The sequence below is a fragment of the Azospirillum agricola genome, assembly GCF_017876095.1.
GTDB classification, from domain to species: Bacteria; Pseudomonadota; Alphaproteobacteria; order Azospirillales; family Azospirillaceae; genus Azospirillum; species Azospirillum agricola.
This window is the reverse complement of the sequence record NZ_JAGINM010000009.1, coordinates 156,833-169,730: the sequence shown is the minus strand read 5'-3', so window position 1 is coordinate 169,730 and position 12,898 is coordinate 156,833. Positions and strand designations below refer to the sequence as shown.

General features: G+C 69.7%; 15 protein-coding genes. 9 read left to right on the top strand and 6 right to left on the bottom strand.

The window, feature by feature from the left end; genetic code table 11:
• Nucleotides 1–51 precede the first annotated feature (51 nt).
• The 3 genes from hslU to J2847_RS15605 all read right to left on the bottom strand — a co-directional run bounded on the left by hslU (nt 52) and on the right by J2847_RS15605 (nt 3,584).
• Nucleotides 52–1,368 (bottom strand): ATP-dependent protease ATPase subunit HslU, encoded by a 1,317-nt coding sequence (hslU, locus tag J2847_RS15615; RefSeq protein WP_209779839.1) that lies wholly within the window; start codon nt 1,366–1,368, stop codon nt 52–54.
• Between the two features lie 14 nt (nt 1,369–1,382).
• Nucleotides 1,383–1,946: an ATP-dependent protease subunit HslV gene (gene hslV / locus J2847_RS15610; RefSeq protein ID WP_085555558.1), complete on the bottom strand. Its 564-nt coding sequence runs from the start codon at nt 1,944–1,946 to the stop codon at nt 1,383–1,385.
• Nucleotides 1,947–2,045: 99 nt separating this feature from the next.
• Nucleotides 2,046–3,584 (bottom strand): serine protease family protein, encoded by a 1,539-nt coding sequence (locus J2847_RS15605; RefSeq protein ID WP_209779838.1) that lies wholly within the window; start codon nt 3,582–3,584, stop codon nt 2,046–2,048.
• A 158-nt stretch (nt 3,585–3,742) separates the two neighbouring features.
• Here J2847_RS15605 and hisB point away from each other — a divergent pair, with 158 nt between their 5' ends.
• The 7 genes from hisB to J2847_RS15570 all read left to right on the top strand — a co-directional run bounded on the left by hisB (nt 3,743) and on the right by J2847_RS15570 (nt 7,952).
• The gene (gene hisB, locus J2847_RS15600; RefSeq protein ID WP_209779837.1) at nt 3,743–4,366 is read left to right on the top strand and encodes an imidazoleglycerol-phosphate dehydratase HisB; all 624 of its coding nucleotides are present in this window, start codon (nt 3,743–3,745) and stop codon (nt 4,364–4,366) included.
• A gap of 70 nt (nt 4,367–4,436) precedes the next feature.
• A complete protein-coding gene (gene hisH / locus J2847_RS15595) occupies nt 4,437–5,081 on the top strand; it encodes an imidazole glycerol phosphate synthase subunit HisH (protein ID WP_209779836.1) in 645 nt (214 codons plus the stop codon).
• A gap of 3 nt (nt 5,082–5,084) precedes the next feature.
• Complete coding sequence (locus J2847_RS15590; RefSeq protein ID WP_209779835.1) at nt 5,085–5,633, top strand: GNAT family N-acetyltransferase; 549 nt, start codon at nt 5,085–5,087, stop codon at nt 5,631–5,633.
• Complete coding sequence (gene hisA / locus J2847_RS15585) at nt 5,630–6,376, top strand: 1-(5-phosphoribosyl)-5-[(5-phosphoribosylamino)methylideneamino]imidazole-4-carboxamide isomerase (RefSeq protein ID WP_085555553.1); 747 nt, start codon at nt 5,630–5,632, stop codon at nt 6,374–6,376. Before J2847_RS15590 ends, hisA begins: the two co-directional genes overlap by 4 nt.
• Nucleotides 6,376–7,164: an imidazole glycerol phosphate synthase subunit HisF gene (gene hisF, locus J2847_RS15580; protein WP_209779834.1), complete on the top strand. Its 789-nt coding sequence runs from the start codon at nt 6,376–6,378 to the stop codon at nt 7,162–7,164. The genes hisA and hisF overlap by 1 nt, the downstream gene beginning before the upstream one ends.
• Nucleotides 7,157–7,522, top strand: coding sequence for a phosphoribosyl-ATP diphosphatase (locus J2847_RS15575; RefSeq protein ID WP_209779833.1), 366 nt, complete (start codon nt 7,157–7,159; stop codon nt 7,520–7,522). The genes hisF and J2847_RS15575 overlap by 8 nt, the downstream gene beginning before the upstream one ends.
• Nucleotides 7,523–7,580: 58 nt before the next feature.
• Complete coding sequence (locus J2847_RS15570) at nt 7,581–7,952, top strand: histidine triad nucleotide-binding protein (protein ID WP_209779832.1); 372 nt, start codon at nt 7,581–7,583, stop codon at nt 7,950–7,952.
• Between the two features lie 63 nt (nt 7,953–8,015).
• Here the strand turns inward: J2847_RS15570 and mltA are convergent, their stop codons facing one another.
• Complete coding sequence (gene mltA / locus J2847_RS15565; RefSeq protein WP_411800590.1) at nt 8,016–9,239, bottom strand: murein transglycosylase A; 1,224 nt, start codon at nt 9,237–9,239, stop codon at nt 8,016–8,018.
• 29 nt (nt 9,240–9,268) lie between these two features.
• Complete coding sequence (locus J2847_RS15560; protein WP_209779830.1) at nt 9,269–9,943, bottom strand: Tim44/TimA family putative adaptor protein; 675 nt, start codon at nt 9,941–9,943, stop codon at nt 9,269–9,271.
• A gap of 200 nt (nt 9,944–10,143) precedes the next feature.
• Between J2847_RS15560 and J2847_RS15555 the strand changes: the two genes are divergently transcribed.
• Together J2847_RS15555 and secB are read left to right on the top strand one after the other, a co-directional pair.
• Nucleotides 10,144–10,764 (top strand): FxsA family protein, encoded by a 621-nt coding sequence (locus J2847_RS15555; protein ID WP_209779829.1) that lies wholly within the window; start codon nt 10,144–10,146, stop codon nt 10,762–10,764.
• Between the two features lie 122 nt (nt 10,765–10,886).
• Entirely contained in the window at nt 10,887–11,390 is a 504-nt protein-coding gene (gene secB, locus J2847_RS15550) for a protein-export chaperone SecB (RefSeq protein WP_085555546.1), read from the top strand.
• A gap of 109 nt (nt 11,391–11,499) precedes the next feature.
• Here the strand turns inward: secB and rho are convergent, their stop codons facing one another.
• Nucleotides 11,500–12,756 (bottom strand): transcription termination factor Rho, encoded by a 1,257-nt coding sequence (rho, locus tag J2847_RS15545; protein ID WP_085555545.1) that lies wholly within the window; start codon nt 12,754–12,756, stop codon nt 11,500–11,502.
• Nucleotides 12,757–12,898 lie beyond the last annotated feature (142 nt).

Here is a 12,898-nt window from a genome sequence, read left to right as displayed (position 1 = left end):
TCATGCCCGTGCTCGGCACGGGCATGACGAAAGGGAGCGGACGGAACCGCCTTACAGGATGAACTTCGACAGGTCGGCGTTCTTCGCCAGACCGGCGACCCGCTCGCGGACGTAGGCGGCGTCGATGGTGACGGTCTCGCCGGCCCGGTCGTTGGCGGCGAAGCTGATCTCCTCCAGCAGACGCTCCAGCACCGTGTGCAGGCGCCGCGCGCCGATGTTCTCGACCGAGGCGTTGATCTCCGTCGCCAGCAGGGCCAGCTCGTCGATGCTGTCGTCGGTGAAGACCAGATCGACCTCCTCCGTCCCCAGCAGCTCGCGGTACTGGCGGATCAGGCTGGCTTCCGGCTCGGTCAGGATGCGCTTGAAGTCGTCGCGGGTCAGCGCCTTCAGCTCGACGCGGATCGGCAGGCGGCCCTGAAGCTCGGGCAGCAGGTCGGACGGCTTGGCGACGTGGAAGGCGCCGGACGCGATGAACAGGATGTGGTCGGTCTTCACCGCGCCATGCTTGGTCGAGACGGTCGTCCCCTCGATCAGCGGCAGCAGGTCGCGCTGCACGCCCTCGCGGCTGACGTCGGCGCCGCCGCGCGCGTCGGACCGCGCGGTGATCTTGTCGATCTCGTCGAGGAAGACGATGCCGTTCTGCTCGACGGCGCGGATCGCCTCCGACACCACCTTCTCGTTGTCGAGCAGCTTGTCGGATTCCTCGGCCATCAGCACGGTGTGGCTCTCGGCGACGGTCAGCCGGCGGGTCTTGGTGCGGCCGCCCATCATCTTGCCGAACATGTCGTTCAGGTTCAGCATGCCCATCTGGGCGCCCGGCATGCCGGGAATGTCGAAGGTCGGCATCCCGGCGGTGCCGGTGTCGGCGACCTGGATCTCGATCTCCTTGTCGTTCAGCGTGCCCTCGCGCAGCATCTTGCGGAACTTGGCGCGGGTGTCGGCACTGGCGCTCTCGCCGCACAGGGCGTCGAGCACGCGCTCCTCGGCGCGCAGCTCGGCCTTGGATTCGACCTCCTTGCGCAGGCGCTCGCGGGTCAGGCCGATGGCGGCCTCCACCAGGTCGCGGACGATCTGCTCGACGTCGCGGCCGACATAGCCGACCTCGGTGAACTTGGTCGCCTCGACCTTCAGGAAGGGCGCCTGGGCCAGCTTGGCGAGGCGGCGGGCGATCTCGGTCTTGCCGACGCCGGTCGGGCCGATCATCAGGATGTTCTTGGGCAGGACCTCCTCGCGCAGCGCCTCGGGCAGCTGCTGGCGGCGCCAGCGGTTGCGCAGCGCGATGGCGACGGCGCGCTTGGCGTCGTTCTGGCCGACGATGTAGCGGTCGAGCTCCGAAACGATCTCGCGGGGGGTGAAGGAGGCGGTCATGGCGGGGTTCCCGGTCAGAGCTTTTCGAGCGTGACGTTTTCGTTGGTGTAGACGCAGATGCCGGCGGCGATCCTCATCGCCTTGCGGGCCACCGCCTCGGCGTCCATGCCGTCGATGTCGATCAGCGCGCGCGCCGCCGACAGGGCGTAGGATCCGCCCGACCCGATGCCGATCAGCCCGTCCTCCGGCTCCAGCACGTCGCCATTGCCGGTCAGCACGAGACTCACGCTCTTGTCCGCCACCGCCATCATCGCCTCCAGCCGGCGCAGATAGCGGTCGGTCCGCCAGTCCTTCGCCATCTCCACGCAGGCGCGGGTGAGCTGGCCGGGATGCTGCTCCAGCTTGCCCTCCAGCCGCTCGAACAGGGTCAGCGCGTCGGCGGTGGCGCCGGCGAAACCGGCCATCACCGTGCCGCCGGCCAGCCAGCGCACCTTGCGGGCGTTCGACTTCATCACCGTCGGGCCGACCGACACCTGCCCGTCGCCGGCAATGACCACCTGCCCGTTCTTGCGCACCGACAGGATGGTCGTGCCGTGCCACTGGATCGGGTCATGGGGGTTGGAAGCTGAGAAGGTCATACGCAACCATGATGTGAAAAGGATGGGCCGCGCCCGGATCCGGTCCCAGAACCGGAACCGTTTCCGCCCGTTCAGGATGATGCGCGCCCGGCATCCGGTCTATGTGGGAGGGTCGCCCGCCTCGTCAAGTTCCCCGTCACCTTCGCCGTCAGGCTCTTCGTCGAACGCCCCGTCACGCCCGGCCCGACGCAACCGGCTTCCCCGCCCGTCCCTGTCCGGTTGACGCAACTCCGCCGCCGTTCGGGACCGGCGCAGGGGCGCCGGACTTGCGTCAAGCAGATCCGCCCCCATCCGGGCCAGCAGCGGCCCGACCGGCAGGAAGGCGACCAGCCCCGGCGGCGTCGCCGCCGACATCGCCTGCGGGCCGAGCGCCACCCCGACCACCGCCCCGGCCTCGTCGATCAGCGGGTCGCCGGCCGCGACCGGCGCGCCGAACAGGGCGACCGAGCCCAGATCCGCCTGGATCACCGCGATCCCGCGCGCCGGATCCGGACGGACGGCGCCGACGATGCCGGCCGCGGAGACCTCGCCCCGCCGCATCGCCACGCTGATCCGCTCGCCGACCTCGACCGCCCCGCTCCGCACGGGAACCGCCGTCAGCCGGGCCGGAACCCGGACCAGCGCCAGCCCGCTGGCGGCGTCGCGCCCCTCGACCCGGCCGTCCAGGGTGACGCCGCGCGCCGGCCGCACGGTGACGCCGTCGTCGGGGCCGACGCCGGGCACCAGCAGCAGGGAATCCCGGCCGGTCTCGCCCGGCGCCTCGCCGATGACCAGCCCATGGCCCTCCCCCGCCCGCACCTGGGCGGCGCCGGCACGGGCGGTCGGATCCTCCGCCCCATCGCCATCGGCCGCCGGTGTCCGAATGATCAGGGCCGTGTCGATGCGCGGCGCGTCCAGCGGTGGAAGCCCCGCCGCCGACCCCGCCGCCGACCCCGCCGCCGACGCGCCGCCGGGGACGGGTGAACGGCCGCCGGCCGGCGGCCCGCCGCGCGTCAGCACCGCCCGGAAGCCGCTGTCGGCCGCCAGACGTTCCGCCGCCGCCGCGAAGGCCTCCTCGACCAGCAGCGTGTCGCCCTGGGGAACGCCGCCATCCTGCCGGCTGGTGCCGGTGGTGGAGACACGGTGGACCAGACGGCCGCTGCGCGCGTCGTAGACGGTCCAATCCACGCGCGCGCTGCCGCTGCCCGAGCTGCCCTTGTCGGCCCCGGTCAGCCAGTTGGAGCGGTGGCACAGCTCCAGCCGGACGTCGCGCAGGTCGCCCTGCACGGTGAAGCGCGCCCGGTTGCGGGTGACGCCGGGCGCGTCCGGTCCCCCCTGCCGCCCGACCACGTCGAAGCCGGCGGCGGCCATCACCTCGTCGAAGCGCTCGTCGAAGGTCGAGCCGCGCCGCATGTTGGCGCCGCTGGTCCAATACACGGTGTCGTAGGGCGGCGCGCAGTCGATGCCCCAGACATAGCGGCCGATCTCGGTCCCGCGCCGCATCGAGCCGATCGACAGCTCGGCGAAGCGCAGCGGCTCGGTGGTTCCGGCGGCGACGGGCGGCGCCAGCGGCGGCCGCGACGGCGGCGTGGAGGCCAGGCAGCCGCCGAGCAGCGGCACGACGAAAGCGGGCAGCAAGGCCGGAACAAGACGGCGCAAGGGGGCTTCCATATCCTGTTATGCACGCAATCGGTGCAAAACACTCTAACCCGCACACCATCGTACGACAATCGTCGGGTTGGTCCTCGGACCATGGACCCACTTGACAAGGCTTGCGGCCGCTGGCGCCCCCCGGCGCTTCCTGCTACAAAAACCCCATGGACCAGAGCCCTTCCCACGGCGCCCGCCGCGCCTCGATCGAGCGGAACACGACCGAGACCCGCATCCGGGTCGCGGTGAACCTGGACGGCACCGGCGTCTACGACGTGAAGACCGGCATCGGCTTCCTCGACCACATGCTGGAGCAGCTGTCGCGCCACAGCCTGATGGATTTGACGGTGCTGGCCGACGGCGACCTGCACATCGACTACCACCACACGACCGAGGACAGCGGCATCGCCATCGGCATGGCGGTGGCGAAGGCGCTGGGCGACCGCAAGGGCATCCAGCGCTATGGTCATTCCTACGTCCCGATGGACGAGACGCTGACCCGCGTGGCGCTGGACTTCTCCAACCGGCCCTACCTGATCTGGAAGGTCGCCTTCACCCGCGACAAGATCGGCGATTTCGACACCGAGCTGTTCCGCGAGTGGTTCCAGGCCTTCGCCATGGCCGCCGGCGTGACCCTGCACGTCGAGACTCTCTACGGCGAGAACAACCACCACATCGTGGAAAGCTGCTACAAGGCGCTTGCCCGCGCGCTGCGCGCCGGTGTCGACATCGACCCGCGCAAGCGCGACGCCGTGCCTTCCACCAAGGGCACGCTCGGCGGCTCCCTCTGAGGGTCCTGCCCAGGAACGCCGCCCCCTCCGACTGGGCTCTATCCGATCTGACGTAAGGTTCCCCACCTCCATGCAAACGGTCGCGCTGATCGACTACGGCTCCGGCAACCTGCGCTCCGCCGCCAAGGCGATCGAGCGGGCGGCCGGCGAAGCCGAAGCCTCCACCACGGTTCTCGTCACCTCCGACGCCGACGCGGTCCGGCGCGCCGACCGGGTGGTGCTGCCCGGCGTCGGCGCCTTCGCCGACTGCAAGCGCGGCCTGTCCGAGGTCCCCGGCATGCTGGAAGCGCTGGAGGAGGTCGTCCACCGCCGCGCCCGCCCCTTCCTCGGCATCTGCGTCGGCATGCAGCTGATGGCCGAGCGCGGTCGCGAATACGGCGTGACCGAGGGGCTGGGCTGGATCAAGGGCGAGGTGGCGACGCTGGAGCCGGCGGATCCGGCCCTGAAGATTCCCCACATGGGCTGGAACGAGCTGAACGTCCGCCGCCCCCACCCGGTGCTGGCCGGGCTGCCGGAGAACGCGCACGCCTATTTCGTCCATTCCTACCAGTTCAAGCTGGCCGACCCGGAGACGCTGATCGCGTCCGCCGAGTATGGCGGGCCGTTCGCCGCGGTGGTCGGGCGCGACAATCTGGTCGGCACCCAGTTCCACCCGGAAAAGAGCCAGGCGACCGGCCTCGCCCTGATCGCCAACTTCCTGCGCTGGAAGGCCTGAACGATGGCGGACATCGCCATCGAGCGGGTGGAGGCGCTCAAGACCGGCGACCTGCACGACCTGTGCGACGCCGCCGACGACGCCATCAAGGCGGGCGGCGGCTTCGGCTGGGTCGAGCCGCCGCCGCGCGACGTGATGGAGCGCTATTGGAAGGGCGTGCTGGTCGTGCCCGAGCGCATCCTGTTCGTCGCCCGGCTCGACGGGGTGATCGCCGGATCGGCGCAGCTCGTCAAGCCGCCGCGCAACAACGAGGCGCAGGGCCACGCCGCGTCGCTGACCACCGCCTTCGTCGCCCCCTGGGCGCGCGGCCACGGGCTGGCCCGCCGCCTGACGCAGGCGGTGGAGGCCGAGGCGGTCGCCTGCGGCTTCCGCGCCCTCAATCTGGACGTCCGCGAGACCCAGGAGGCGGCGATCGCGCTGTACGAGACGCTCGGCTTCAAGCGCTGGGGCACCCACCCCTTCTACGCGCTGGTGAAGGGCGTTCGCACCGCCGGATATTTCTATTCCAAAGACCTCGATCAAGCCACGCCACAGGACGAGACGCCGCGATGATCATCTACCCCGCCATCGACCTCAAGGACGGTGCCTGCGTCCGCCTGCTGCGCGGCGAGATGAGCCAGGCCACGGTCTTCAACACCAACCCCGGCGACCAGGGACGGCTGTTCCAGAGCCAGGGCTTCGAATGGCTCCACCTCGTCGATCTCAACGGCGCCTTCGAGGGCAAGCCGGTGAACGGCGCCGCCGTGGAGAGCATCCTCCAGGCCGTCACCATCCCGGTGCAGCTCGGCGGCGGCATCCGCGACCTGAAGACCATCGGCATGTGGCTGGAGAAGGGCGTCAGCCGCGTCATCCTCGGCACCGTGGCGCTGCGCGACCCGGATCTGGTCAAGGCCGCCTGCCGCGAGTTCCCCGGCAAGGTCGCCGTCGGCATCGACGCGCGCGAGGGCTACGTCGCCGTCGCCGGCTGGGCCGAGACCTCGGACATCAAGGCGCTCGACCTCGCGCTGAAGTTCGAGGATTGCGGCGTCGCCGCCATCATCTACACCGACATCAACCGCGACGGGGCCATGGGCGGCGTGAACGTGGAGTCCACCTCCGACCTCGCCTTCCACCTGACGACGCCGGTCATCGCGTCGGGCGGCGTGTCGTCGATGGAGGATCTCCGCGCGCTGAAGCTGGAGGAGGACACCGGCATCGAGGGCGTCATCTGCGGCCGCGCGCTCTACGACGGGCGCATCGACCCGCAGGAGGCGCTCGCCCTGCTCTCCGCCCCCGCCGTCGAGGACGCCGACTGATGCTGAAGATGCGCGTCATCCCCTGCCTGGACGTCAAGGACGGCCGGGTCGTCAAGGGGGTCAACTTCGTCGATCTGGTGGACGCCGGCGATCCCGTCGAGCAGGCCCGCGTATACGACCGCGAGGGGGCCGACGAGCTGACCTTCCTCGACATCACCGCCAGCCACGAGAACCGCGACACCATCTACGACGTGGTGCGCCGCACCGCCGAGCAGGTGTTCATGCCGCTGACCGTCGGCGGCGGGGTGCGGGTGGTCGAGGACATCCGCAAGCTGCTGCTGGCCGGCGCCGACAAGGTGTCGATCAACACCGCCGCCATCCACCGGCCGGAGTTCGTGCGCGAGGCGGCCGAGAAGTTCGGCGCGCAATGCATCGTCGTCGCCATCGACGCCAAGCAGGTCTCCCCCGGCAAGTGGGAGGTCTTCACCCATGGCGGGCGCAACGCCACCGGGCTCGACGCGGTGGAATGGGCGCAGCGCATGGTCGGCAACGGCGCCGGCGAGATCCTGCTGACCTCGATGGACCGCGACGGCACCAAGAGCGGCTTCGACCTGGCGCTGACCCGCAAGGTCGCCGACAGCGTGCGCGTGCCGGTGATCGCGTCGGGCGGCGTCGGCACGCTCGACCATCTGGTCGAGGGCATCCGCGAGGGCCACGCCACCGCCGTGCTCGCCGCCTCGATCTTCCATTTCGGCACCTACACCATCGGGCAGGCCAAGGCGGCGCTCGCCGGGGCCGGCATCCCGGTGCGCCCGGCGCTGATGGCGGGGGCCGCGCGCCATGGCTGACGGAAAGAACGCCAAGCCGGCCGCCGGATCCGCCTCCAATTCCGCCGAGGTGCTGGACCGGCTCTACGCCACCGTTCTGGCACGCAAGGGCGGTGACCCGGAAAGCTCCTACACCGCCAAGCTCTACAGCCGGGGCACCGCCAAGATCGCCCAGAAGGTCGGCGAGGAGGCGGTCGAGGCCATCCTGGAGGCGGTGCGCGGCGACAAGGCCGCCCTCGCCTCGGAATCGGCCGATCTGCTCTATCATCTGCTGGTGCTGTGGGCCGACGCCGGGCTGGATCCGGCCGAGGTCTGGGACAAGCTGGCCCAGCGCGAGGGCACCAGCGGCATCGACGAGAAGAAAGCCCGCAAGCCCTGACGGGCCCCTCGTCGGACTCTCATCGGACATCCATCGGACCAAGGGGGAACGCACGTCCATGGCCAGCAAGAGCTACGACCCGAACAACGTCTTCGCCCGCATCCTGCGCGGCGAGATTCCCAACAAGACGGTGCTGGAGACCGAGCATGTGCTCGCCTTCCACGACATCCAGCCGCTGGCGCCGATCCACATCCTGGTGATTCCCAAGGGCGCCTATGTGGACATGGACGACTTCACCGCCAACGCGTCGGACGCCGAGATCACCGCCCTGTTCCGCACGGTCGGCGACATCGCCCGTCAGGTCGGCGCCGCCGAGCCCGGCTACCGCATCATCTCCAACTGCGGCGCCGCCGCCCGCCAGGATGTGCCGCATCTGCACATCCACATCCTCGCCGGCCACGACCTGGGACGGATGGTCAAGCCGGATTGATCCGGTTCGAGTGATCCACGTGAAACATGAAAAGGGGCGCCGGACCGGATCCGGCGCCCCTTTTCATTTTTGGGCGGTGGCTTGGGTTGCGTTTTGGGCGGTCACCGCCACCGTCTTCGGCAGCAGGATGAAGTAGCCGCCGGGGCTCTTCATGACGCCGGCCTTGCGCTCGGCCTCCTCGCCATGGCCCCAGAAGACGTCGCCCCGCACCGGGCCGCGGATGGCGCCGCCGGTGTCCTGGGCCACCAGCAGCCGGCGCAGCGGTTGCGCGGCGTCGAGCGGGTCCTGCGCGTCGAGCCAGACCGGCACGCCGTAGGGCAGGAACTTGGAATCCACCGCGAGGCTGCGCCCCGGCGTCAGCGCCACGCCCTGGGCGCCGTTCGGACCGTCGCCCTTCAGCGTCTGGAAGAAGACGTAGGAGGGGTTCCTGTTCATCACCGCCGCCGCCTCGCCGGGATTGGCGAGCAGCCAGGCGCGGATGGTCTGGAGCGAGACCTCCTCCCGCGTCAGCGCGCCGCGGTCGATCAACTCCTTGCCGATGGCGACGTATTTGTGACCGTTCTGCCCGGCGTAGCCGACGCGCATCTCCGTCCCGTCGGGCAGGCGGACGCGGCCGGAGCCTTGGATGTGCAGGAAGAAGGCGGCGACCGGGTCCTTCACCCAGACCAGCTCCAGCCCCTTGCCGCGCAGGGCGCCGGCCTCGATGGCGGCGCGGTCCTCGAAGGGTTTCAGGCGTCCGTCGACGACGCGGCCGGCGGTGCGCTCGCCCTTCCAGCGCTCGGCGAACTCGCCGAGATCGACCATCACCAGATCGTCGGGGCGCTTGTAGAGCGGCGTGGCGTGGACCGGATCCGGGCTGCGGCTGCCCTCCAGCTCGATCTCGTAATAGCCGGTGAACAGCCCCTTGCGGTCGTCGTTGTTGGCGGCGGCGTAGGGGGTGAAGTGCGATTCGAAGAAGGCCCGCGCGGCGGCGTCATCGCCCGCCGCAACGGCGGCGAGCCGGGCGCAGGGTTCCCGCCAGTCGCCGACGCGTCCCCCTACCCCGCCCGGCCCAACCGCACGGTCCACCGGCAAGGCGGCGAAGCGCCCGCAGGATTTCGCCAGGGCCGGCAACGCCTCCGAGAGCCGGTCGGCGCTCCATCCCGGCAGGTCGGCGAAGGCGACCGGGGTCAGGGTCAGCGCCTCGGGCGGCGGGGGCGCCTTGGCCTCCTCCTTGCGGTCGCAGGCGGCGAGCCACAAGGCCACGGCCCCGGCGAAGGCCAGGGCACGGGCCGGAAGGCGCCGGATCACGTGGCCCGGGATCAAGTGGCCCCGGATCAAGTGGCGACGTGGATTTCGGTCAACGCCCAGTTCGGATCGCGGGCGCGGGTGTTGCGGCTGAAGGTCCAGATGTCGGTCGCCTCGACCACCGCGTTCGGATCGCCGTCGACCACCGCGCCGTTGCGGTCGCGCACGACGTTGATCTGGTCGGAGACCAGCTTGACCGTCACGATGGCGGTGCGGCTGGCGTCGAGCCGCGCCTCGGCGACGTCGGCCTCCCGGATCATCTCGACCAGAACCTCGTGCTTCTCCCCGGCGGCCTGACGGTCGCGGATGACGCGGGCGAAATTCTCGTACACGTCGTCGGCCAGCAGCGGACGCAGCGTCGCGGTGTCGCCACGGGCGAAGGCCTCGACGATCATGCGGAACGCGGCCTTGGCGCCTTCCAGGAAATGCTTCTCGTCGAAGCTGGGATCGGCGGCCTTGATCTGCTCCAGCGCCACGGCCAGCGACACCGGCTCGTCCGACACGGGTGCGTCATCGGGACGCGGGCGGTTGCGGTCGGGCATCGCCACGACGTTGTCCGGCCGGCTGGCGTTCGGCGTGAAGGGATTCGGCCGCTGCTGCTCCTCGCCGGTGCGGCGGCCCAGGACGCTGCGCAGCCGATAGACGAGAAACGCCGCGATCATCGCGAAGATTACGATCTCGATGAACACGAACCCATCTCCCATCGTTCGATCCTTCCGATTTCGACCTTGCCGGACCTGGGGCCCCATTCGGGACGGCACCCCTGGACCCGCCGGTGGAGCCACATTACGTGTAGCTCGAACCATCGACCATATGGACGTCCCGGCCACCAATTCCAGGCCATCGACCGGACGTCCTAGTCAAGTGTAGATAGGGCCTGAACGCCCGAAGAGCAAGGACAGCCATGAATCCCCTGCTGTTGATCCTCCTTCTGCCGATCCTGGAGATCGTCGGTTTCATCCAGGTCGGCGACTGGATCGGCGCCGGGCCGACCATCGGGCTGCTTGTCCTGTCCGCCCTGCTCGGCATCTTCCTGATCCGCCATCGCGGCCTGACCGCGCTGACCCGCGCCCAGGCCGCCGCCGCGAGGGGCGAGGCGCCGATCGGCACCGTGCTCGACGGATTTTGCGAGGTCGCCGCCGGCATCCTGCTGCTCATCCCCGGCTTCCTCACCGACCTGCTCGGGCTAGCCCTGCTGATCCGCCCCCTGCGCCGTGGCGCCGGCCGCTGGCTGCTGGCGCGGATGATGGCCGGCCAGAGCCGCTTCCAGGTCTTCGGCGGGGCGGGATCCGGAGCTCGATCCGGCTGTCCGGCCGGTGGTTTCGGGGCCGGATCCGCCTCGGGAGCCGGGGCCGGCTTCGGCGCCGACGGCCATCGCGGCGGCCCGTTCCAGCCGCAACCGGGGGTGATCGACGGCGATTACCGCGACGTGTCGGAGGACGCCCCGGCGGAGGCCGAGGGAACCCGGCGCCTGTCCGAATCCCAATGGGGAAAGGCCCCTCCCGATGGGTCCGGCCGGCCCTGACCTTTCCGTTGGCAGGCCGCCGGATCCGTGATAGCCAGCCGTCTGGCGAAAGCGTTTCCACCCCAAACCCGTCACGGCCCGCCGCCCCCAGGACGGCCGGGCCGGCGATTCAGGAGCTTGTTATGTCCGATCCGCAGATCAACGGCGCCGAACAGCCGTCCCAGCAGGCGTCCTCGCTGCCGATGCATGTCCTGGCCCAGTATGTGAAGGACCTGTCCTTCGAGAACCCCAACGCCCCGCAGAGCCTGCTGCCCAACCAGCCGCAGCCGCAGGTCAACATCGGCGTCGACGTGCAGGCCCAGATGGTCGGCGAGGACGTCTACGAGGTCACCCTCCAGCTCCGCTGCGAGGCCCGCCAGGGCGAAACCGTCGCCTTCATCGTCGAGCTGTCCTACGGCGGCCTGTTCCAGCTCCCCGGCCTGCCGCAGGAGCATCACCGCCCGGTGCTGATGATCGAAGGCCCGCGCATGCTGTTCCCCTTCGCCCGCGCCATCGTGTCGACGGCGACCCGCGACGGCGGCTATCCGCCGCTGCTGGTCAACCCGATCGACTTCGCCGACCTGTACCACCGCCAGGGCGGCGCCCAGGCCGCCGCCGAGCAGCAGCCCCAGCAGCCGCCGTTCTGAGGACAGCGGTCCGGGGATCGGCCACCGGATCCGGTCGGGCATGACCCACGCATGAAAAAGGCGGGAGGCTTTCGGCCCCCCGCCTTTTTCATGCGCAAGTCCCGCCGGACTATTGGTTCATGCTCTCGAAGAATTCGCTGTTCGATTTGGTGTGCTTCAGCTTGTCGACCAGGAAATCGACCGCGTCGGTGACGCCCATCGGCATCAGGATCCGGCGCAGGATCCACATCTTCGACATGGTTCCCTTGTCGACCAGCAGCTCTTCCTTGCGGGTGCCCGACTTCGAGATGTCGATCGCCGGGAAGGTGCGCTTGTCGGAGAGCTTGCGGTCCAGCACGATCTCCGAGTTGCCGGTGCCCTTGAACTCCTCGAAGATCACCTCGTCCATGCGGCTGCCGGTGTCGATCAGCGCGGTGGCGATGATGGTCAGCGAGCCGCCCTCCTCGACGTTGCGGGCGGCGCCGAAGAAGCGCTTGGGCCGTTGCAGCGCGTTGGCGTCGACGCCGCCGGTCAGCACCTTGCCGGACGACGGCACCACCGTGTTGTAGGCGCGCGCCAGGCGGGTGATCGAATCCAGCAGGATGACGACGTCGCGCTTGTGCTCGACCAGCCGCTTGGCCTTCTCGATCACCATCTCGGCGACCTGGACGTGACGGGTCGCCGGCTCGTCGAAGGTGGAGCTGATGACCTCGCCGCGCACCGAGCGCGCCATGTCGGTCACCTCTTCCGGACGCTCGTCGATCAGCAGGACGATCAGGTAGGCTTCCGGGTGGTTGGTGGCGACGGAATGGGCGATGTTCTGGAGCATCACCGTCTTGCCGGTGCGCGGCGGCGCCACGATCAGGCCGCGCTGCCCCTTGCCCAGCGGGGAGACCAGATCGACGATGCGGCCGGTCAGGTTCTTCTTGGTCGGGTCCTCGACCTCCATCCGGATGCGCTCTTCCGGGTAGAGCGGCGTCAGGTTGTCGAAGTTGATGCGGTGACGCACCTTGTCGGGCGCGTCGAAGTTGATCGTGTTGACCTTGAGCAGCGCGAAGTAGCGCTCCCCGTCCTTCGGCGACCGGATCTGCCCCTCCACCGTGTCGCCGGTGCGCAGGCCGAAGCGGCGGACCTGGCTCGGGCTGACGTAGATGTCATCGGGACCCGGCAGGTAGTTCGCCTCGGGCGAGCGCAGGAACCCGAAACCGTCCTGAAGCACCTCCAGCACCCCGTCGCCGAAGATCGGCACGTCGTTTTCGGCCAGCTGCTTGAGGATCGCGAACATCATGTCCTGCTTGCGCAGGGTGCTGGCGTTTTCGATCTGCAACTCCTCCGCGAACGCCAGAAGTTCAGCGGGGCTTTTGCACTTCAGCTCTTGGAGATGCATGGGGATGCCTGTGAGATCATCGTCTGATGGGTCTTTGCGGGGGAGTGCCTGGAATCCCGGCCGACAGCGCTTGGCGCGAAGCGGTCGCGTCGGTTGGGCAGCGGGTGGCGCCGTGCGAGCGTGAAGGGACTCGCCAGCCACC